The sequence below is a fragment of the Streptomyces sp. NPDC032940 genome (assembly GCF_040636935.1).
Taxonomy (GTDB): Bacteria; Actinomycetota; Actinomycetes; order Streptomycetales; family Streptomycetaceae; genus Streptomyces.
Genome location: NZ_JBEZVJ010000009.1, coordinates 36,908 through 57,823 on the forward strand (window position 1 = coordinate 36,908; position 20,916 = coordinate 57,823).

Genomic DNA, 20,916 nt, shown 5'->3' on the forward strand with positions numbered 1-20,916 from the left:
CCGCCACAGGCAAGAACACCGTGTCGTGGGCGTGCCGACTGGGGCGCCCCGCCCAGGGGAGTGACTTTGAGTATTCGGACTGTCCTTGTGGGTCTCGGTGCCACTGGCCGGGCCATGGCTTCTTCCTTGCTGCAACGCGCGGACGTGGAGATCGTCGGAGCAGTGGACCAGGACACCCGTGTGGCTGGTCAAGACCTCGGAGTGCTACTTGGTGGCGCCGCGAACGGTGTCGTCATCGTGAGCGACCCGGCCGACCTGCCCGCCGCCGACCTAGCGATCGTGGCGACCATCTCGGATCTGCACAGGGTGGCCGGCACCCTGCTGCCGCTGCTGGAGCGTTCGTACAACGTCCTGAGCATCAGCGAGGAGCTGGCCTATCCCTGGCAGAGCCATCCCGGCCTGGCCCGAAGGCTCGACGACACGGCGAAGGCACATGGCGTGACCGTCCTGGGCAGCGGGGCAAACCCGGGCCTCCTGATGGACACCCTCCCTCTCCTGCTGACTGCACTGACCCAGCGCATGGAGAGCGTGTGTATCCGCCGGCGGACGAACATGTCACGCTACGGCGCGATCCTGTCGAAGTTCGGCCTCGGTCCGACCACAGAGGAGTTCGCGACGGCTCGCAGCCGGGGCGAGGTCGTCGGGCACTACGGCTTCGAGCAGGCCATCGGGGCGCTCGCGGCAGGGCTCGGGTGGGATCTCGACTCGGTGGACGTGGCAGAGGTCGAACCCGCTGTCGTGACGACGTCGCCGCGCGTCGGGGACCATCTGCGTATCGAACCGGGACAGATCACGGCTGTCACTCATGCCGCCCGGGGCGTGCTCAAGGGCGAACCGGTGATCGACCTGGAGATCACGTTCGGGTTCTTCGAGCCGGCCGATGAGATGGCCGCGGGCGACGACTACCGGATCGTCGGTGAGGAGCAGGTCATCGACCTTGGTTCCTCCGTGGGCTTCGATTCCTTCCTCAGCACGATCGCGACGGCGGTCAACGCCGCCGCCGCGGTCGTCGAGGCGCGTCCCGGTCTCCTGTCGATGGGAGACCTCCCGGCCCGCTCGGTCGCGGCCAAGGGAGAGCAACGAGCAGCCCGGGCCTCGCTCGGGGCCACGACTTCACCGGACTGAGACGGAGACACGCAAGACGGAGAACCTCTTGCCCACCCGTCTTCACACATCTCGCCGAAGAGACACCCGTCGCGGTTCATCCGCTGGACCGGAGCGAAGGTTTGCGGCGCATGCCGAGCAAATCTTGACGCAAATCATGAAATAGGACAAACCCCCCACCTGAAGGAACGGTATGAGGACCGACAACACGAAATACAGCAACTTCACCGGCTGGATCGACCGACCGGACGACGTGCAGCCCGCACTGGACGGCGACCTCACCTGTGACATCGCCGTCATCGGCGGCGGCATGGGTGGCATGGCGGCTGCGCTGCGCCTTGCGGAGCGTGACCAGGACGTGGTCCTGCTGGAGGCCGAGTTCTGCGGCTACGGCTCAGCCTCGCGCAACGGCGGTCAGATCGCCGGGGCGCCGGGCGGTGACCTGCGAATGCTCAGCATCCAGTCCCCTAAGAAGATGCCGGTCATGGCGAAACTGGCGGAGCACGCGGGCCGCTACGTGGAAGACCTCATCAAGACGCACGACATCGACTGCGACTACGTGGCAAACGGCCTGGTGTGGGGTGCGGTCTCACCCCTCATGATGCTCAGGGTGCGCACCCAGGCGGCGATCCTGCGCGCCTACGGTGGGAATGGGACTGTCGGCAGCAGGGAGAAACTCGGCCTTCCTGCCGGCTTCGTGGGCGGTATGCGGGAATCCATCGGCGGGATGCTGAACCCGGGCAAGCTCGCTCGTGGTGTGCGTCGCGCGCTGCTCGCCTCGTCGGCCAAGGTCTTCGAGCAGTCGCGGGTGAGCGATGTCCGGCGAACAGGCCGCACCGTCGAGCTCACGACACCGCATGGCACCGTGCGGGCCAACAAGGTGCTGCTCGCAACCAACGTCTACGGCGGCGAGTGGGACATCTGGCCCAAGAACCTCGCGACGCCGCTGTACGTCATCGAGATCGAGTCGGAACCCATCGCGCCGGAGCGGCTCGCCGAGCTGGGCTGGACCAGTCGGTCCGGCATCATCACCCAGCACCAGTTGATGACCCACTACCGGCTCACCGAGCGCAACACCATCGTCTGCGGGGTCCGCCAAGCGCAGCGAGGCCAGACCTACCCGCTCCCGGACCGGGTACCGGACCCCATTGTCGTGCAGGACATGGGGAAGGATCTGGCCCGTCGGTTCCCGTCGCTGTCCGACGTGGCCATCGAGCGGGCCTGGGGCGGTTGGATCGGCATCAGCCCGGACTGGCTGTCGATCGCCGGGCAGGTGGGTGACAACGTCTTCTACTCGATGGCCTGCAACGGCCACGGCCTCTGCCAGGTGCCGTACGTGACCCACCAGCTCGCCGACTACATCGTCGACGGTGAGATGCCGGACGACCTCGCCGGCATCTGGTCGGACGCCTCGAAATACCCGCCGTCGATGTCGCTGCTGATGCAGCCGCTTGTCCTCCGAGCCGTCTGGGGACTGGACCGGTTCAACGACTTCCTCAACGGCAGCAGGACACTGGCGCGACGGGCTCTCCGTCGTCGCAGGCGCGCGGACTCCTGAAGTTCGGGCGGCGCCTGATCTGTGACGGCGTGGTATGAGATCGCCACCCGCTACGGCAAGACCGCCCAGTCCTACGAAGCAGCCGTCCCCCTCGCATCACTCCTTGTGTGGATCTGACATTTGACGAGAGAACCCAGTAGGCAGCGCTGCGGGAAGCCGATCTCGGCAGGCCGAACGGGAGGGCTTGGCAGGCAGCTGCGTCGACCGGCGAGGACGCCGCCGAATCGGCTCCTGGTAGCGCTAGCGGGGGGGCAGGCTCCGCACCGCCGTCTCATCGCGGTCGCAGGGCATCTACCAGCTCGACAAGAGGAACCTGGAAGAGAGTTCAAGGGCTCCGACGGCAAGCTGTTCAAGCACCAGCTCAAGGTCGGCGACACCATGAACCTCCCCGGCGGCGCGGTCTCGGCCACCTTCGGCGGCGTCCAGGAGTGGGCCGGCTTCCAGGTCACCCGGCAGCCCGCCAGCGGCTGGGCGCTCAGCGGTGCCGTCGTCGCCATCTTCGGCCTGGCCGGCTCCCTGTTCATCCAGCGCCGCCGCATCTGGGTGCGGGCCGTGCGGGGCGCCGACGGCGTGACCGTCGTGGAGGTCGCCGGCCTCGGCCGCAGCGAATCCGCGAAGGTTCCCGCGGAGCTCGGCGACCTCTCCGGGGTCCTGTACAACCGGGCGCCCGCCGCGCCCGAGAACCCCGCCACCCCCGAATCCACCGACACCCACGCCGTCACTGCCGAAGAGACTGAGAAGAAGTGAATCTCGCCGCAGCAACAAACGAGCATCTCGCGAACGTCAGCAACACGCTGATGTACTCCGCGATGGCCGTCTACACCCTGGCCTTCTTCGCGTACATCGCCGAGTGGCTCTTCGGCAGCCGCAGCAAGGTCGGCCGTACCGCCGCCGCGCTCACCGCCGACGCCGCCACCAAGGCCGCGTCCGGTCCCGCCGTCACCGTGAAGAAGGCCGGCACCAGCGCCGTACTGGAGCGCCCCGAGGTCGTCGTACGCACCGCCTCCGGCTCCCGCGACGTGCCCGACGGACCCGGCGCGCACGGCGGCACCGAGAAGGGCGACCTCTACGGACGCATCGCCGTCTCCCTCACCGTCCTCGCCTTCGCCATCGAGGCGGGCGGCGTCCTCACTCGCGCTCTGTCGGTGGAGCGGGCGCCGTGGGGCAACATGTACGAGTTCAACATCACGCTCACGACGACCGCCGTCGGCGTGTACCTCGTCCTGCTCGCGCTGAAGAAGAACATCCGCTGGCTCGGCCTCCCGCTGATCACCACGGTCCTGCTCGACCTCGGTCTCGCCGTCACGGTCCTCTACACGGCCAGCGACCAGCTCGTCCCCGCGCTGCACTCGTACTGGCTGTACATCCACGTCTCCACCGCGATCTTCTGCGGCGCGGTCTTCTACGTCGGCGCGGTCTCCACGCTCCTGTACCTCTTCAAGGACAGCTTCGAGAACAAGCTCGCCTCCGGCGGCAAGCCGGGCCGTTTCGCCAGCTCCGTCCTGGACCGGCTGCCCGCGGCGGCCTCCCTCGACAAGTTCGCCTACCGCGTCAACGCCGCCGTCTTCCCGCTCTGGACGTTCACCATCATCGCGGGCGCCATCTGGGCGGGCGACGCCTGGGGCCGCTACTGGGGCTGGGACCCCAAGGAGACCTGGTCCTTCATCACCTGGGTCGCCTACGCCGGCTACCTGCACGCCCGCGCCACCGCCGGCTGGAAGGGCCGCAAGGCCGCCTACCTGGCCCTGGCCGCCTTCGCCTGCTGGCTGTTCAACTACTACGGCGTGAACATCTTCGTCTCCGGCAAGCACTCCTACGCCGACGTGGGCCTCGGAGCCCTCCAGTCGATCGGCTTCTGAACCGGCCCCCTACTGCGGGACGTACAGGCTCAGGTTCTTGTGGGCGACGTCGATGTCCGGGTAGCGGGCGGCGAACCACAGGCCCTCCGGGAGCCAGAAACGCATCCGCTGGGGCGAACGGGGGTTCAGCATCGACGGCGGCTACGCGACTCACCCACGGGCATCCGGCATACCGCTTGGCCTGCCCAAGCAGGGCACAGCGCATCAACCCTCCAACCGACAGAGCCCGCCCAGTTGCCTGGCGGGCCAGGTCGTCCGTCATGGCTGCAATCGCAAATTCAGCGTCCTCGAGGACAGCGCTGGAAGACAAACTGCATGACGAGCCGAACACGTCACGCGTGTACGCACAGTCAACTGCACGGTGATGCCCCACTGGAGCGCTCCGCCGGAGCCTCGTCTCATGGCTCCAGGTAGAGGCCCGCCAGGGATGCTCCCCGGCGGGGCCTCGATCTATCACCGGCGCTATCACGCGTCTGTCACCAACTACGCCGACGCCACCGGACAGCAAGCCCTGACCTGCTACAACGCACACACCATGGACTCGCACGGACGCCCATAGACGGTCTCTACAACCTGTGCCATGTGGTACCCAGTGAGGGACCGAGAATCAGGACCGGGGCCTCTTCTGGCCCGTCAAAGCGGTATTGCAGGGTGTTCGACGGTGTCTCACTCACGCCCCGCACCCTCTCACGTCTCACAGACGCCCCTGTAACGCGGGGGTACGGGGAACCTGTCTGACCAGGTTGAAGACCTCGCGGGCTGCGTATCGCTTGAGGCATCGGATGATCTCAGAGTGGAGCCAGCTCAAGTGACACAGAAGACCGGCGGGTACGAATTCCTCTGGGACGGGTCGGAAGAAGGCTGGGTGGTTGTCCGGACGAAAAACGGTCCCGGCGCCATCTACAACACCATGACGCGTCAGGCTCTCGTAATCGAGGACGACGACGAACACGAACACGCCATCCGAATGATGAGGGAACACGCGTGCCCTTACCTGGACTCAATCCCGTAGCCACCACGACACCATGACCGCCGACCACCACGGCCTCCGCTCGAGGCCGTGGTGGCGGCCCCATCCGCCCCGGGCTCACTGAGGTGTGAACCCGTTAGCCCTCCAACGTGGCGGATTGCAACCGGTGCGTGCCGCGCGGCGGGTCGGCTGGCGGAATCCCCGCACCGCGCCCCGGAACCGCCTGCCCAGGACCTGGTCGATCAAATCGGCGCATCGGCCGCCCGACGACAGCAACTGGGGCGCCCGAACTGCTGCGTACGAGCCGGGGAACGGCGTGGTCAGCCGCTGCTGCCCCTGGGCCTGCCGCAGCGAGGGGCAGCCTGTGCAGGACGACTTCAGGCGGCCTCGTGCGTCGTACCAGGAGGCACTAGATTTCACGCAAGCAAACAACCGTGTCCTGGTCGATCGCGTGAAGTCCCTGGGTCGTGTGTTGCACATCGGTCGTACGAGACGTGCCGCCGTTGTGCCCCTTGCTTCAGGTGGCTCCAAGAGGACAACCGCGTGCAACCGCGCCGCGCCGCCGTTGCAACCCACCCGTTCGGAAGCCCCGCTAGGCCGCACCTGCGGGGCTTCTCGTCGCACGGACGTCCCCTGTAACGCGGGGGTACGGGACACTGGTCTGACCAGGTTGAAGACCTCGCGGGCCGCGTATCGCTCGAGACATCGGATGATCTCACGTCGGGTCTTGCCCTCCTCGGTGCGGCGTTCGTAGTACGCCTGGGTGCGGGGGGCGTGGCGCAGCCGGGTGGAGACGTTGCGGTGCAGGGCGCCGTAGGCGGGCCGGCGCGTGATCCAACACCTGCCCTCTTCGTTCCGGCTGCCCAACGGCGCCTCCTGGACGCCCTGCGCCGAGCCGGGCGAACTGCCGCAGGTGGAGGGCATGGTCGTCGACCCCGCGGACGGCACCCTGTACACGGGGCAGGAGGACGTGGGCATCTGGCGCATCGACGCGGCTCTGACCGGTACGCCGGTCCTGATCGACAAGGTCCGCGAGTACGGCGTCCCGGGGACGTACGACGAGGAGAGCGAGGAGTGCGCGCCCGCTGCGGACCCCGGCTTCGGCTGCACGCACCTCAGTGCCGACGTCGAGGGCCTGACCCTCCTCACCGAGACGGACGGCGACGGCTACCTGCTCGCCTCCAGCCAGGGCGACAACACCCTCGTCGCGTACGACCGCGAGCGCGACGAGGACAACGAGGACGAGAACGTTTTCCGTATCGCCGCGGCCTCCGCGACCCTCGACGGCTCCGAGGTCTGCGACGGCGCCGCCGCCCTCAACGCCCCGCTCGGCACGCGCTACCCGCGCGGCCTGCTCGTCGTGCAGGACGGCGAGGAGACCCCCGGTGACGGCGACCGCGAGGCCACCGGCTTCAAGTTCGTCGGCCTCGGCAAGGTCGTCGGCACCCTCGACTGATCTGAGAGCGCCGCGGGCGCACGATGGCGACACCGTGCGCCCGCCCCGCCCGCCCAGCCTCGGAGAGACGGGCCGGCCGTCCTCGGACCGAGGAGGCAGCGCGAAGGAATCCGTAACGTTCACGCTGGTCATCGCCGTGATCCCGGTGAACACCATCGCGGTGGTGATCGGCGGCCTGACCCCTGGCTGGTCGTACGAGACGCGGGCCTGACGGATCGACAGGTGGGCGACTCGTGGTGGGACGCTCCCTGTCAGCCGACCTGCTGCACCTTGATCGCGTCGCTCACCGAACCGTCCCGGCTGCAAGGACGTCCGGGTAGACACCGAGCACGATGCCGGGATCCGCCGATGGTTCGTGGACGGCCGGCGTACGCGTCAACTGGCCCGAAGACCGACCGCCAGCGTCAGTTCAAGGACCCGGTGTGGCGACGCGAGATCCGGAAACAGCTCCCGCAGCTGCGACATCCGGTACCGGACTGTCTGGGGATGGACGAACAACGCCGCCGCCACCGCGTCCCGCCTGCCCTGGTGCAGCAGCCACGCCCGCAACGTCTCCTCCAGCCGCCGTGCGGTCGCGACAGGCAAGGTGCGCAACGGTGCGAGGGCTCGGGCACGCAGGTCCGCGAACGCGTCCACGTCGGCGCTCAGCACCAGCTCGGGCAGGTGGTCCTCGGTGTCGCGGACATCAGAGGAGAGGGAGCGCGCGCGTGCGGCTCGCGCGTACGAGGATGACGCACGAGTCCATGGCCGGGCCGGGCCGACCACGGCGGTGCGGTCGGTCAGCTGCCGCAAGAGATGTGATCGGTCGCAATCGGGGACGAGCAGCACACCGGTGGCGTCCGGCAGATCGTCGAGGACGAGGGTGCTCGGGTCGAGCGCGCGGTAGGCAGGCCGGGCCTGGGCGGCGGGCAGCAGGACCGCCGTCAGCGTGACCGGAGGCTGCCATCCGGCCCGTTGAGCAGAGGCCAGCAGCACGTCCGGGCTCGCGCCGGCGAGGAGGTCGCGGGCCAGGTGTTCCAGGTGGCGCTCGTGGGCCCTGCCCCGGGCGGCCAGTTCGTCGGCGTGGCCCGCGGCGCTCGCGGCGGAGAGCTCGTCGATGTAGGCGAAGGTCAGCTCGGCGAACTTGGCGACCTCGGCGGCGGGCAGACCTGCGGACACGGCGCCCGCTGCCAGGCATCGCCAGGCCACGCGGGCGCCGACACGGTAGGCGCTGAGCAGGGCGTCCATCGAACGGCCGTCGCGCACCTCGCCGCGGCCCAGCTCGTAGGCCGCGTCACCGCCGTCGCCTCCGGTGGCGTTCCCGCTCGCGAGGTCCAGGTAGTGCCCGAGGGCGGTGCGAACGGCTCGGCGGATGGTGCCGCCCATGCTGCCCGAAAGGGCGTTGGCGTAGGGAGGGACCTCGTCGATGATCGCCTGGACGACCTCGTCGGCGGTGGCCTTCAGCGCGGCCCGAAGTGCGGTGACCGTCGCCTCGTCCAGGGCCAGTTCGCTGGCCCACTGGGTTACACGACTCACGTTTTTGTTCCCTGCGAACAATTCCACCCACCAGATTCACGTCCTACGGTCAGGACTTTACGCCCTGAGACGCAGCAAGCTGGAGTCATGACGAGTGCAGCCCTTCGCAGCAGGGCGTGGAAACTGCTGGAGATGGTCACGACGCCGCTGCTGCCGTCGGACTACCTCGACCTGGTCAGCCCACTGCGTGCGGGCGCTGACCTGCGGGGGCGCATCGAGGCCGTGCACCCCGAGACGGATGACGCCGCGACCGTCGTGATCAGGCCGGGACGAGGCTGGCGCGGCCACACCGCCGGTCAGTACGTGCGGATCGGGGTCGACGTCGACGGGGTGCGCCTGTGGCGTGCCTACTCCCTCACCTCGCCGACGAACCGGCAGGACGGCCGCGTCACGATCACCGTGAAGGCGATCCCGGACGGCAAGGTCAGCAACCACCTGGTCCACAGGGCGAAACCGGGCACGCTCATCCAGCTCGACCAGCCGTCCGGTGACTTCGTGCTGCCGCAGACCAAGCCCGCCAAGGTGCTCTTCTTGACGGCCGGCAGCGGCATCACACCCGTGATGGGCATGCTGCGCGACACCGAGTTCGACGACGTCGTCATGGTCCACTGCGCGCCACAGCCGCAGGACGTCATCTTCCGCGACGAGCTGCACGACCTGGCCGCGGACAAGAAGCTGCGGCTCACCGAGGTGCACACCGACACCGACGGCACACTCGACATCGCCCGTCTCGGTGAACTCGTACCCGACTGGGCCGAGCGCGAGACCTGGGCCTGCGGGCCCGCAGGTCTGCTCGACGCCGTCGAAGAGCACTGGGCGGAGCACGGCGTACAAGAACGCCTGCACACCGAGCGCTTCCGCCCCAGCATCGTCGTCGCCGGTGACGGCGGCGAGGTCACGTTCAGCGCCACCGGCAAGACCGTCGACGCGGACGGCGTCACGCCGTTGCTGGACGTCGGCGAGGAGGCCGGCGTGCTCATGCCCTCCGGGTGCCGCATGGGCATCTGCTTCGGCTGCGTCACCCCGCTCAAGGCGGGCGCCGTCCGCGACCTGCGCACCGGCGAGCTCACCGAGGCCGAGCCGGGCGTCCTCATCCAGACCTGTGTGTCCGCCGCGGCGGGCCCCTGCGACATCGAACGGTAGGAGCACATTGACCGCCATCGACCCCACCGCCCACCTGACCGCGGAGCAGATCGAGGAGCTGGGCCGCGAGCTGGACGCGATCCGCGACGAGGTGATCGCCGGCCGAGGCGAGAAGGACGCCGCCTACATCCGCAAGGTGATCTCGGCGCAGCGCAAGCTCGAGCTGGTCAGCAGGGGCGTCCTGCTGTTCTCGATCTTCCCGCCCGCGTGGCTGATCGGCACCGCCGGCCTGTCCGTGGCGAAGATCATGGACAACATGGAGATCGGCCACAACATCCTGCACGGCCAGTGGGACTGGATGCGGGACCCGAAGATCCACTCCACGACCTGGGAGTGGGACCACGTCTCGCCGGCCGACCAGTGGAAGCACTCGCACAACGAGCTGCACCACACGTACACGAACGTGGTCGGCAAGGACAACGACCTCGGCTACGGCATCATGCGCGTCGACGAGGACCAGAAGTGGCACCCGTTCCACCTCGGCCAGCCGCTGTGGAACTTCATCAACGCCTGCTTCTTCGAGTACGGCATCGCGGCGTACGACCTGGAGCTCGGCAAGAACCTGAACAAGCGCCGCCGCAAGAACCCGGAGTTCCGCGCGCGGGCCAGGGCCGTGGGCCGCAAGATCCGCAAGCAGGTTCTCAAGGACTACGTGATCCACCCGCTGCTGTCGGGCCCGTCGTTCCTTCCCACACTCGCCGCCACGTTCACGGCCAACCTCGTCCGCAACATCTGGTCCCATTCGGTGATCATGTGCGGTCACTTCCCCGAGGGCGTGCAGGTCTTCGAGCGCCGGTCGATCAAGGACGAGACGCGCGGCCAGTGGTACCTGCGCCAGATGATGGGCTCGGCGAACATCAGCGGCGGCAGGGCCATGCACTTCATGACCGGCAACCTGTCGCACCAGATCGAGCACCACCTGTTCCCGGACCTGCCGAGCAACCGGTACGCCGAGGTCGCGGTGAAGGTGCGCGCGCTGTTCGAGAAGTACGAGCTGGAGTACGTCACCGGGCCGCTGCCCAAGCAGGTGTTCTCCGCGTGGCGCAAGGTCTTCCGGCTCTCGCTGCCGAACAAGAAGCCCGAGGTCAAGACGCCGGACCGTGAGCAGGAGCTCGTCGCCGCCTGATCGTTACCAGCGCCTGGCTCACCAACGCGGGGTCAAACGCCCTTGCCCGCAGGCTCCAGAATCGCCACGCACTCCACGTGATGCGTCATCGAAGAACGTCAGGAGGCACGGAGAGAGGAAAATGTGGAGGTCAGAGCGCTCTTGCGGTGTTCGGGGCGGCCGGCGACGTGCTGGAGCGTCGCAACGCGGCAGGGGCCTCCGGGGCAAACCCGACAGGCCACCTGCACGAATGGCTGGTCGCAAGCGCTCAAGTTCGCGCCTGACACCGGACGCAGGCAGGCATCGTGCTCGATCCACCGGCCGCCCTGTCCCGGACGGGACGGCCGGTGGCGGTCCCATCCGGGACAGGGCGGCCGGTGGCGGTCCGATCCGTCATGCGAGCGGGTCGCCGGCCTTCCGAACGATCCTGGCGATCCAGGCCATGGCCTCGGGCACGTCGTAGTTCCCGGCGTGCGGCTGGTTCCAGGCGAGCCGGTGGTCCAGGTCCTCGACGTCCTTGTCCGCGGCGAGGGCGCGGGCGAGGTTGACCGAGACGGTGAAGGCGGTGTCGCGGTCGCGGGTGCCGTGGCGGACGTACCAGGTGCCGGTCCTGGTCGTTGGCGAGGGGGTCGGCGGTGTGGGTGGGGCGTCCGTCGACGGTGGAGGGCGTGACGAGGGCGCAGGTGGCCGAGCCGTCCTCGAGGTAGTTGGCCATGCCGGCGCGGAAGATCGTTGCGGCGAGGCGGTCGGTGTCGGGGGTGCGCAGGGTGGTCGGGAGGCGCAGCAGGGTCGTGGCGGTCAGGGTGCTCCAGTGGTGCGGGAATGGTGCGGGAAGACGTCGTCCCGGAGTCGGTTCTCGCCGAGCCAGCAGCGGTCCCAGTGGCGGAGGGCGATGGGGGTGACGAGGGCCGATCGCCGCCGTCAGCCATGCCGGGGGTCGTCTACGCGGTGGCGGTCCAGACGGCGAGTGCCGGCAGGGTGAGCAGGTAGGCGATCGCGCAGGACCGGAGCGCCGCGTCCGTGGCGCGTCCGGACGGTCCGCGGCCGCCGGTGAGCCTCTGCCAAGGGCTGGTCGAGGTGTTGTCGCCGCCGTCCTCGAAGGTCAGCGCACACGCGAGGAGCAGGACGTCGGCCGCGGCGAGCAAGGGCCATGCCGCTGGTGGCGCGGAGAATCCGGCGTAGACGAGCGGTCCCAGCACGATCGCGGGGACCGTCCCGAGCGACAGGACACTCACGGCGATCGCGATCAGGGCGTACCAGCCGAAAGCCGTCAGCCGCAGGAGCACGGCCAGGCCCACGATGCCGATCTGTATCCAGCCCATCGACGCTGTTGCCCCCCTCGTGTCGGTGCGTCCGCTCTCCGTGCTTCTGGATCACCGCCCGGCGGGGAACGGGACGGGACGAACGACGCCCATCCGCAACTTCGCCGCTCGGGACCGGCGTCCGCCGTGGCCGTCGGTCACGGCGCCCGCTCAGCGCCGGCGGCAGACCCACAGCCAGGCCGACGTGCCCGCCACGACGGCGAGTGCCACCAGGTTGGCCACCAGTGCCGGGGTGTCGCCGGCCGGGGCGACGGTGGTCTCCGACCAGACGAGCGAGGCGACGGTCGGCGCGACGACGGCGAGCAGTACGCCGACGATCTTCCGGACCGTGGTCCAGTGCACCGAGGTGCACAGCAGCACTCCGCCGGCGATGCGGATCAGGCCGCTGCACAGCGCCAGGCCGGGCACGTCGGGGAGGACCGTCGTGACGAGGTACGGAAGGGTGAGCATCAGCAGCGGCACCAGGGGGTGCACCTTGGCGCGCCGCGCGGGCGCGTCCGCGCCGCCGGGGGACGGGAAGGCCGCCCCGCCGGTCCCCGCCTCGGCCAGCGCCGTCGCCGCGATCGTGCGGGGGTCCCCGAGCCCGGCGAGGATCTCGCCGAGCGCCGCGTCCGGACGTTCGGCACGCGTCACCTCGATGTGCTCGGCGAGGTCGGCGAGGAGTTCCTGGCGACGGTCGGCGGGGAGTGCGGAGGCCTCGCGCTCCACGGCGGCGAGGTAGTCGCGAGCGGCGTCGGTCGGGGTCTTCATGCACGGTCTCCGGCGGAAGGGTGAGGGGTGGTCAGGAAGGTGTCGACGGCTTCACGGAACCCGGGCCAGACCTGGGTGAAGTCGTCCAGCGCGGCCCGGCCGTCGGCGGTGAGCGCGTAGTAGCGACGGGGCGGCCCGGAGGAGGACTCCTGCCAGGTGGTGGTGACCAGGTCCTCGCGGCGGAGCCGGGAGAGCAGCGGGTAGACCGTGCCCTGACTGGTGGCCAGGGCCTCGGACTCCTCCAGGGCGTGCAGGAGTTCCACGCCGTAGCGGGGGCGGTCCCGCAGCAGGGCGAGTACGCAGTACTCCAGCACGCCCTTGCGCAGCTGAGCCGCCGCACGGGCCCGCTTGGTCGAATCACCAGGTTCCATGCATAGCAAGATACCAGGCGCCGCAAGGCGACCGGGGGGCGGGCCGGGCGGGCGCGACTCGCCGGGACGAAACGGACACGCGCCACTACGGTGGTGCCATGACGAGCTGGTTGCCCCTGGATGCCGTGCCCCGACTGTCCGGCGCCCTCGCGGTCGGAGCCGTCGTGGGGGTCGCGGTGGGGCTGGGGACCGGTGCGGTGCTGGGCGCCCTGGCCGGCATCACGGCGACGGAGCTCGTCTTCAGCCTGGCCGGGTGGCTCGTGCTGTGGTCGATGGACGCCTCCGCCACTCGCCGCAACGCCCGGCGAGAGGACTTCCGGCCGCACACGGACGAACTCGTCGTGGTGGTGGTCGCCCTGTGCGGGCTGGTCGCGATCGTGCTCCTGCTGCTGCTGGGCACGTCCGACGCCGGACGCGCCGCCGCGGCCGTCGCCCTGTGCGGCGTGTTCATGGCCTGGGCCACGGTGCACCTGATGTACGCCACCCGCTACGCCTACGTCTACTACGCGACGCACGGCGGCATCGACTTCAACTCGGACGACCCTCCGTCGTACCGGGACTTCCTGTACTTCAGCTACAACCTCGGCATGACCTACCAGGTGTCCGACACCGACGTCTCGAGCACGGAGATCCGCACGATCGTGCTCCGCCACTGTCTGCTGTCCTACCTCTTCGGCACCAGCATCCTGGCGACCGCCATCAACCTCGTCGCCGGGCTCGTCACCGGTTGAGAGCACGCGGCCGGGCGGGCGGATCGTCCAGGAAGTCGGCGCTCGGCACGTGGAAGAGGCAGCCGGTGACGGCGGTGGAGAAGTCGAGGATGCGGTCGTGCACACCGGGCCGGTCGCCGAGGAACATGTGACGCAGCATCTGCTCGACGACGTCGGGCGTACGGGCGTACCCGATGAAGTAGGTGCCGAACTCCTGCTGTCCGACGCGGCCGAAGGGCATGTTGTCCCGGACGATCTTCCGCTCGTGGCCGTTCTCGTCGGTGATGGTGTTGAGCGCGAGGTGCGAGTCCACGGCCTTGGCGTCGTCGGGGAATTCGATGTTGTCGGCCTTGCTGCGGCCCATGGCCCGTTCCTGGGCCTCTGTGCCCAGGGCGTTCCATGCGGTGAGGTCGTGCAGGTACTTCTGTACGACGACGTAGCTGCCGCCGGCGAAGGCGGGGTCCTCGTCGCCCACGAACACCGCGCGTGCCGCCTTCTCGCCCTCCGGGTTGGCCGTGCCGTCGACGAAGCCGAGCAGGTCGCGCTCGTCGAAGGACTTGAAGCCGTGCACCTCGTCCACGACGTCGGCGGCGCCGCGCAGCCGCTCGGCGATCAGCTGCGCCAGTTCGAAGCACAGGTCCATGCGGTCGGCGCGGATGTGGAAGAGGAGGTCGCCGGGGGTGGCCGGTGCGTGGTGGCGGGGGCCGGTCAGGGGTACGAAGGGGTGCAGGTCGCGGGGTCTCGGCCCGCTGAAGAGGCGGTCCCAGGCCTCGGAGCCGATGCCGGCCACGCAGGTCAGCCCGGCGTCCGGGACCCGGAAGCCGACCGAACGCTTAAGCCCTCCCACGTCCTGGAGCAGACCACGGACCCGGTCCTCGCCCCCGGCCGTGAGCGTGCACACGAGGAACACCGCTGCTTTGGCCGGCGGAGCGAGTACGGATTGCGACTCGGCCACTGCTTCTCCTTCCTGCCTCGGACCCGTCTCGGACCTGTCTCGGACGGACCGCCGACCACCGGCGGCCGCTGTCACGCGGCCGTGATGGTCACCTTGACGTGCTTCATGATCGGTTGATCGCTCTGTGTGCTGTAGTCGCTGATCGCACAGAGCACGTTCATCTCGGGCATGTAGCCGGCGGCGCAACCACGGGGGATGTCGTAGGGGATCGCGAGGAAGCCGTCGAGGGAGCGGGTGCTGCCGTCCCGGGCCGTGCTGACGATGGTGACGGGGTCGAACTCGGCGAGACCGCGCTCGCGCATGTCGTCCGCGTTCATGAAGACGAGGGTGCGCAGGTTCTTGACGCCGCGGTAGCGGTCGTTGTCCGAGTAGACGGTGGTGTTCCACTGGTCGTGGGAGCGCATGGTGCCCAGGGCCAGGGTGCCCGGTGCGGGGACGACGTCGGGCAGGGGGGCGCTGGAGAACTCCGCGCGGCCGGACGGCGTGTGGAAGACCAGTTCGCGGGCGGGCTGCTTGATGCGGAAGCCCAGCGGCAGCCGTACCCGGCGGTTGAAGTCCTCGAATCCGTCGAGTACTCGGGCCATGGTGTCGCGGATGCGGTCGTAGTCCTCGACGTACCACTCCCAGGGGGTGGCGCTGTCGGGCAGGGCGGCGCGGGCCAGGCCGGCGATGATCGCGGGCTCGGAGAGCAGCTGGGGGGAGGCGGGGCGCTTCATGCCGACGGACAGGTGCACCATGCTCATCGAGTCCTCGACGGAGGTGCTCTGGAGGCCCTTGCGCTGGTGGTCCTTCTCGGTGCGCCCGAGGCACGGCAGGATCAGCGCCTGGCGGCCGTGGACGAGGTGGCTGCGGTTCAGTTTGGTGCTGACCTGCACGGTGAGTTCACAGGAGCGCAGCGCCTCGTGCGTGTAGTGGGTGTCGGGGGCCGCGAGGGCGAAGTTGCCGCCCATTCCCACGAAGACCTTGACGTCGCCGCGGTGCATCGCGCGGAGGTTCCGACGGTGTCCAGTCCGTGCTCACGGGGCGGGTCGATCCCGCAGACCTCGGCGAGACGGTCGAGGAAGTGCCCGGCCGGGCGGTGGTCGATGCCGCAGGTCCGGTTGCCCTGGACGTTGCTGTGCCCGCGCACCGGGGACGGTCCGGCGCCCTCCCGGCCGAGGTTCCCGCGCAGCAGCAGGACGTTGACGATCTCGCGCACGGTGTCGACGCCGTGCTCGTGCTGGCTGATGCCCAGGCACCAGCTGAAGATGCTGCGGTCGGCGTCCCGGTACACCCGGGCCGCCTTCAGGATGTCCGCCCGGGACAGTCCGGACTGGTGCTCGATCTCGGCCCAGGACGTGGCCTCGCACACGGCGCGATAGGCGTCGATGCCCGTGGTGCAGCGGTCGATGAACTCCTGGTCGACGGCCTTGGGATCGGTCCTGGCCTGTTCCAGGACGGTCTTGGCGATGCCCCGCAGCAGGGCCATGTCGCCGCCGACGCGCGGCTGCAGGTTCAGCGTGCTGGTCGGCGTGGCGCGGAACGTCGCCATGTCCACGAACTCGTGCGGAACGATGGTCCGCGTGGCGGCCGCCTCCACCAGCGGGTTGACGTGGACGATCTGTGCGCCGCGTCGATGGGCCTCGGCGAGCGCCGTGAGCATCCGGGGCGCGTTGGAAGCGGCGTTGACGCCCAGGATGAAGAGCGCGTCGGTCGTCTCCCAGTCCTTGAGGTCCGCGGTGCCCTTGCCCGTGCCCAGGGATGCCTCCAGGGCACGGCCGCTGGCCTCGTGACACATGTTGGAACAGTCGGGCAGGTTGTTCGTTCCCAGTTCACGGGCCATCAGCTGGTACAGGAAGGTGGCTTCGTTCCCGAGCCGGCCCGAGGTGTAGAAGGAGGCCTGGTCCGGGTTCTCGAGGCCGCGCAGGGCCCGCCCGACCGTGTCGAACGCCTCCCGCCAGCTGATCGGGACGTAGTGGTCCGACTCCGCGTCGTACACCATGGGTTCCGTCAGCCGTCCCTGGTCCTCCAGCTCGAAGTCGCTCCACCCCAGCAGCTCGGTCACGGAATGCGCGGCGAAGAACTCCCGGCCGACCCGCTTGCGGGTCATCTCCCACGTGACGTGCTTGATCCCGTTCTCGCAGATGTCCAGGTGCAGGCCCTTCAGCGAGTCCGGCCACGCGCATCCAGGGCAGTCGAAACCACCGTTCTCGTGGTTCATCCGCATGATCGCCCGCGGCCCGTCCACCAGCTCGCGGTCCCGCAGCAGCACCTGTGCCACGCTCTTCGCGGCACCCCAGCCGGCGGCGGGGTGGCGGTAGGGACGAATCTCGGCCTGTCCTTCGGGGGCCGGCCCCGTACGGGGCTCGAGCCCTTGGGGCTCGCTGCCGGCGTCGTCCACCGTTCTCACCACTCCCGTCACCCGTATACGAGCCCAGCACGCCCGCCGGCGCCCCTGTGCTGCCAGCGTAGGCTCGCGGATCAGTCACCGCCCGCTGGACGCGGGACCTCCCGTGCGTTCGCGGCCGGCCCGCCGGACGCGCCCGGACGGAGGATTGCGGATGCGGCTCGGCGGACTTTTCTGCCTATATAGGGCCTGTCGGATTTCCCTCTTCCCGGGAGGCACCATGCCGTACGGTTCGATCGTCGGACCCGGAAGCACGCTGGCCGCGACAGGGCTGGCGACCGGGCAGGTCTGGATGGTGGTCATCAGCGTCGTCTCCGTGCTGGTGGGGACGGTCATGGTCAGGTCGTCCTTCCGGCGCGGCAAGGGGCCGGCGGAGCGGTGACGCGGCCGGTCGGACACGCACCCGCGCCCGTGCCGTCCGTGCCGAAGCGGTGGCCGGGGGTGGCTCCGCTGCCGCGGGCCTGGCATACCTCGTCCCCGGGGGTGACCCTACTGGGCGGGGTCGTCCTGACGGCCTTCCTCGCCTGGGGCGTCGCCCACGTCTGCAGCACGGTCGCCGCGCTCGTGGGCGGGCACCGGGGGATGGTGCTGCCGTGGCTGGTGTCGTTCCTGCTGCTGTGGTGGGTGCCGCTGTCCTGGCTGGAGAGGCCCCGCACCGTCTCCCCGGGGCAGGCTGCCGGCCTGGACCGGCTCAGGGTGACCGTGCAGATCCCCGTGTACAACGAGGACCCCGTCGCGCTGCGCGGCTGTCTGCACTCCCTGCTCGTCCAGACCCGGCCGGTGGACCGCATCCGGGTGGTCGACGACGGTTCCGTCCGGGACGACGGCTCGCCCATGACGTACGACGACGTCCGCGCCGAACTCTTCGAACGGGCGACGGCGCGCGGGCTCGAGGTCACCTGGGACCGCACCCCCAACCGGGGCAAGCGGCACGCCCAGATGCACGTCCTGGCCACCGACGACGCCGACGTCTTCGTGACCCTCGACAGCGACTCCCTCCTCGACCCCGACGCCATCGCCGAGGGGCTGAAGCCGTTCGCCGACCCGAAAGTCACCTCCGTCGCGGGCCACGTGGTCGTCCTCAACCACGACGCCAACGCGCTCACCCGGTTGATCAACCTGCTCTATCTGCCGTTCACCCGTGGGTTGCGCTCCGCCCAGTCGGTCCTGGGCCGCGTCACCATCAACTCCGGGACCCTCGCCTTCTACCGGGCGCCCATCGTGCGCGAGGCCGCGGGCGTCTACGAGCACGAGACGTTCCGGGGCCGGCCGATGCAGATGAACGACGACTCCATGCTCACCTTCTACGGGCTCCTGGCCGGCGACACCGTCCACCAGCCGTCGGCGCTGGTCTTCACCCTCGCCCCGGAACGCTGGTCGCACTACCTGCGCCAGCAGCTGCGCTGGATGCGCGGTACGACCGTGCGGCACCTGTGGTGGCTGCGCTACATGCCGCTGACCGGCGTCGTCTTCTGGAGCACGGTGGCCGAGTACGTCCACATCGCCCTCGGCCTCGTCATCCCCGTCGCGATCCTCACCGACCCCGGCCTGCGCGCCCACTGCGGCACCCTCGCCGTCGCCGGTGTCGCCATCGGCACCGCGATGAGCTACCTGATGGCCCTGCGGCTGTTCACGGTCCGCCGTACCGACATGCGGCTGCGCCAGCTCCTGCTGCTCTTCGCCCTCGCGCCGGTCGCCGCGGCCTGGCGGGCCGTCGTCCTGCGGCCCCTGTACTTCTACGCGATGGCCACCTGCCACCGCATCAACCGCTGGGGCACCCGCACCGGCGTGGAGGTCACCCGGTCCGCCCGCGAGCGAACCACCTGACGCTTCGGTGCCGGCCGCCCCGCCGGGGGTGCGGGTCCCGTCCCGCCTGACCCGGTCTCCGGGCGAGCCCGTAGGCTCGGCGTATGGCCGGGAAGCGGGTGCGGGACGAGGGGCGGGGGCCGGGGCGGCCGCGTGAGGAACGGGTCGATCGCGCGGTGCTCGACGCGGTGGTGGCCCTGGTGACGGAGAGCGGCCTGGCGGCGGTCACGATGGACGCGGTGGCCGTGCGGGCGGGGGTGAGCAAGCCGGCCATCTACCGGCGCTGGCCCACGAAACAGGATCTGCTGATCGCCGCCGCCGAGTCCCGTGTCGGCCCGCTGTCCGTGCCCGATCTGGGCGACTTCCGGGCCGAGTTGAGGGTCGTGCTCGAGAGCCGGCTCGAGGTCTACCGGGCGCCGGGGGTCGACCGTCTGATGGCCGGGGTCATCGGGGCCGCGGCGGAGGCGGACGCCGTGCGCAGCGCCTACGGCGCCTACTCCGCCCGGGTCATGAGCGAGACCCGGAACATCCTGGAGCGCGGCATCGCGCGCGGCGACGTACGCCCGGACACCGATGTGCGCACGGTGGCCACGATGGTGGCCGCGCCGCTGGTGTTCCGGCTGGTCGGTGAGATGGAGCCGCCCGACCAGCGGCTGGTGGACACGGTGGTCGAGCTCGTCTCCCGCGCCGTGGCCGTCCGGGACTGACCGAGGGCCGCCGTCCGCGGGCCTCGAAATCGATGCGGGCCAACCCCTTGCCTCCGCACAACCCAATATCGATACTCCCAGTAACGAATTCCCGGTCGTCACCGTCGTCACCGCGGAGGATCCCCATGCCCACGTCCGTCGCCACCCCCGAGCCCGTCCTCGACAAGCCCCTGCTGCACTACGGCAGGCGGGTCCTGGAACGCACGGCTCCGGGTACGTCCCCCTTCGAGTACCGCCGGATCGAGGTCTCGCCGCTCACCCCGCACATAGGCGCCGAGATCGGTGCCGTGGACCTCACCGGGCCGATCGACGAAGCCCTCGCCGCCGAACTCCGCCAGGCACTGCTGGAGTGGAAGGTGATCTTCTTCCGCGACCAGCACGGCTTCACCCCCGAGCACCACCTCGCGCTCGCCGGCCTGTGGGGCGAGCCGGAGGCGAACCCGTTCTTCCCCAGGGCCGAGACCGTCGGGGTCTCCCGGCTGGCCAAGGACGCGATGGCCGTGGGCCAGGAGAACATCTGGCACAGCGACCACTCCTTCATGGCCGCTCCCGCCCGCGGCTCGGTCCTGCGCGCCGTCGAGGTGCCCCCCGCGGGCGGCGACACGATGTGGGCGGACATGGGCGCCGCGTACGACAACCTCCCCGAGGGCACCAAGGCCCGCATCGAGGGCCTGACGGCGGTCCACGACTGGGTGCCGAGCTGGGGGGCGACCATGACCGAGGAGCAGATCGCCCGCTTCCGGCAGACCCTGCCGCCCGTCGAGCACCCGGTCGTCGTCCGCCACCCGGAGACGGGCCGCAGGCTCCTCTACGTCAACGAGCCGTTCACCACGCGCATCGTCGGCCTGTCCGACGAGGAGAACCGCGAACTGCTCGACGAGCTCGTCCTCCAGGCCCGCGTCCCCGAGTACCAGGTGCGCTTCCGCTGGCAGCCGGACTCCGTCGCGATCTGGGACAACATCGCCGTCCAGCACTACGCGATCAACGACTACTACCCGCAGCGCCGTGTCATGGAGCGCATCGCCGTCGCCGGTGTGCCCCTGTCCTGACCCGGACGCCGCCCTTCGGACGAGGGGGGCCGGCCCCGCCGCCCCCCTCACCGGTCCTCGCCGACCGCTCTCCTCCCCTCCCCCACGCCTCCCCCTCCCGGCCCGGCGCCCGTCCTCGCGCGCCCCTCGGCCCCCATCCTCCGGAGGTTT

Annotated in this window: 19 protein-coding genes and 3 pseudogenes; 14 read left to right on the forward strand and 8 right to left on the reverse strand. The window is 69.8% G+C overall.

From position 1 onward, the window contains the following. Positions 1-144 precede the first annotated feature (144 nt). From AB0E77_RS14330 to ccsB, 4 genes are all read left to right on the forward strand, one after another. A complete protein-coding gene (locus tag AB0E77_RS14330) occupies positions 145-1,125 on the forward strand; it encodes a dihydrodipicolinate reductase (protein ID WP_361569694.1) in 981 nt (326 codons plus the stop codon). A 172-nt stretch (positions 1,126-1,297) separates the two neighbouring features. Next, on the forward strand, positions 1,298-2,662 hold the full coding sequence (locus AB0E77_RS14335; RefSeq protein ID WP_361569696.1) for an FAD-binding oxidoreductase: 1,365 nt from the start codon (positions 1,298-1,300) through the stop codon (positions 2,660-2,662). A 120-nt stretch (positions 2,663-2,782) separates the two neighbouring features. Beyond that, complete coding sequence (locus AB0E77_RS14340) at positions 2,783-3,409, forward strand: cytochrome c biogenesis protein ResB (RefSeq protein WP_361569698.1); 627 nt, start codon at positions 2,783-2,785, stop codon at positions 3,407-3,409. After that, positions 3,406-4,521 (forward strand): c-type cytochrome biogenesis protein CcsB, encoded by a 1,116-nt coding sequence (gene ccsB / locus AB0E77_RS14345; protein ID WP_361569700.1) that lies wholly within the window; start codon positions 3,406-3,408, stop codon positions 4,519-4,521. Before AB0E77_RS14340 ends, ccsB begins: the two co-directional genes overlap by 4 nt. 9 nt (positions 4,522-4,530) lie before the next feature. Here the strand turns inward: ccsB and AB0E77_RS14350 are convergent, their stop codons facing one another. Continuing rightward, entirely contained in the window at positions 4,531-4,653 is a 123-nt protein-coding gene (locus tag AB0E77_RS14350; RefSeq protein WP_361569702.1) for a hypothetical protein, read from the reverse strand. A 443-nt stretch (positions 4,654-5,096) separates the two neighbouring features. Further along, positions 5,097-5,195 (reverse strand): annotated as a pseudogene (locus AB0E77_RS14355) (3-oxoadipate enol-lactone hydrolase); the annotation flags it as partial. 134 nt (positions 5,196-5,329) lie between these two features. Here AB0E77_RS14355 and AB0E77_RS14360 point away from each other — a divergent pair. The 3 genes and pseudogenes from AB0E77_RS14360 to AB0E77_RS14370 all read left to right on the forward strand — a co-directional run bounded on the left by AB0E77_RS14360 (position 5,330) and on the right by AB0E77_RS14370 (position 7,158). Beyond that, positions 5,330-5,533 (forward strand): hypothetical protein, encoded by a 204-nt coding sequence (locus AB0E77_RS14360; RefSeq protein ID WP_030856548.1) that lies wholly within the window; start codon positions 5,330-5,332, stop codon positions 5,531-5,533. A gap of 799 nt (positions 5,534-6,332) precedes the next feature. Then, positions 6,333-6,947 (forward strand): annotated as a pseudogene (locus AB0E77_RS14365) (phytase); the annotation flags it as partial. A 34-nt stretch (positions 6,948-6,981) separates the two neighbouring features. Then, positions 6,982-7,158, forward strand: a complete 177-nt coding sequence (locus AB0E77_RS14370; RefSeq protein WP_361569704.1) for a hypothetical protein — start codon at positions 6,982-6,984, stop codon at positions 7,156-7,158. A gap of 164 nt (positions 7,159-7,322) precedes the next feature. Here AB0E77_RS14370 and AB0E77_RS14375 read toward each other — a convergent pair whose 3' ends face one another. Further along, entirely contained in the window at positions 7,323-8,462 is a 1,140-nt protein-coding gene (locus AB0E77_RS14375) for a helix-turn-helix domain-containing protein (RefSeq protein ID WP_361569705.1), read from the reverse strand. A gap of 87 nt (positions 8,463-8,549) precedes the next feature. Between AB0E77_RS14375 and AB0E77_RS14380 the strand changes: the two genes are divergently transcribed. Together AB0E77_RS14380 and AB0E77_RS14385 are read left to right on the forward strand one after the other, a co-directional pair. Then, positions 8,550-9,605 (forward strand): ferredoxin reductase, encoded by a 1,056-nt coding sequence (locus AB0E77_RS14380; protein ID WP_361569706.1) that lies wholly within the window; start codon positions 8,550-8,552, stop codon positions 9,603-9,605. 7 nt (positions 9,606-9,612) lie between these two features. Next, positions 9,613-10,731 (forward strand): acyl-CoA desaturase, encoded by a 1,119-nt coding sequence (locus tag AB0E77_RS14385; protein ID WP_361569708.1) that lies wholly within the window; start codon positions 9,613-9,615, stop codon positions 10,729-10,731. A 920-nt stretch (positions 10,732-11,651) separates the two neighbouring features. Here AB0E77_RS14385 and AB0E77_RS14390 read toward each other — a convergent pair. From AB0E77_RS14390 to AB0E77_RS14400, 3 genes are all read right to left on the reverse strand, one after another. Beyond that, complete coding sequence (locus AB0E77_RS14390; protein ID WP_361569710.1) at positions 11,652-12,032, reverse strand: hypothetical protein; 381 nt, start codon at positions 12,030-12,032, stop codon at positions 11,652-11,654. 150 nt (positions 12,033-12,182) lie between these two features. Next, positions 12,183-12,782, reverse strand: a complete 600-nt coding sequence (locus AB0E77_RS14395; RefSeq protein WP_361569712.1) for a hypothetical protein — start codon at positions 12,780-12,782, stop codon at positions 12,183-12,185. Next, complete coding sequence (locus tag AB0E77_RS14400) at positions 12,779-13,153, reverse strand: PadR family transcriptional regulator (RefSeq protein WP_361569713.1); 375 nt, start codon at positions 13,151-13,153, stop codon at positions 12,779-12,781. Before AB0E77_RS14400 ends, AB0E77_RS14395 begins: the two co-directional genes overlap by 4 nt. A gap of 98 nt (positions 13,154-13,251) precedes the next feature. Between AB0E77_RS14400 and AB0E77_RS14405 the strand changes: the two genes are divergently transcribed. Continuing rightward, a complete protein-coding gene (locus tag AB0E77_RS14405) occupies positions 13,252-13,884 on the forward strand; it encodes a DUF1345 domain-containing protein (protein ID WP_361569714.1) in 633 nt (210 codons plus the stop codon). Here AB0E77_RS14405 and AB0E77_RS14410 read toward each other — a convergent pair. Next, complete coding sequence (locus tag AB0E77_RS14410) at positions 13,874-14,818, reverse strand: Dyp-type peroxidase (protein ID WP_361569716.1); 945 nt, start codon at positions 14,816-14,818, stop codon at positions 13,874-13,876. The two genes, AB0E77_RS14405 and AB0E77_RS14410, sit on opposite strands and share 11 nt — an antisense overlap. Before the next feature lie 71 nt (positions 14,819-14,889). Continuing rightward, positions 14,890-17,024, reverse strand: a pseudogene (locus AB0E77_RS14415) (FdhF/YdeP family oxidoreductase). 400 nt (positions 17,025-17,424) lie between these two features. On the opposite strand from AB0E77_RS14415, the gene AB0E77_RS14420 reads away from it, so the two are divergent. From AB0E77_RS14420 to AB0E77_RS14435, 4 genes are all read left to right on the forward strand, one after another. Beyond that, positions 17,425-17,586, forward strand: a complete 162-nt coding sequence (locus AB0E77_RS14420) for a hypothetical protein (protein WP_361569717.1) — start codon at positions 17,425-17,427, stop codon at positions 17,584-17,586. Between the two features lie 101 nt (positions 17,587-17,687). Next, entirely contained in the window at positions 17,688-19,031 is a 1,344-nt protein-coding gene (locus tag AB0E77_RS14425) for a glycosyltransferase family 2 protein (RefSeq protein ID WP_361569719.1), read from the forward strand. Positions 19,032-19,114: 83 nt separating this feature from the next. Continuing rightward, a complete protein-coding gene (locus AB0E77_RS14430) occupies positions 19,115-19,717 on the forward strand; it encodes a TetR/AcrR family transcriptional regulator (RefSeq protein WP_361569721.1) in 603 nt (200 codons plus the stop codon). A 125-nt stretch (positions 19,718-19,842) separates the two neighbouring features. Next, positions 19,843-20,766, forward strand: a complete 924-nt coding sequence (locus tag AB0E77_RS14435; RefSeq protein WP_361569723.1) for a TauD/TfdA family dioxygenase — start codon at positions 19,843-19,845, stop codon at positions 20,764-20,766. The last annotated feature ends 150 nt before the right edge of the window (positions 20,767-20,916 follow it).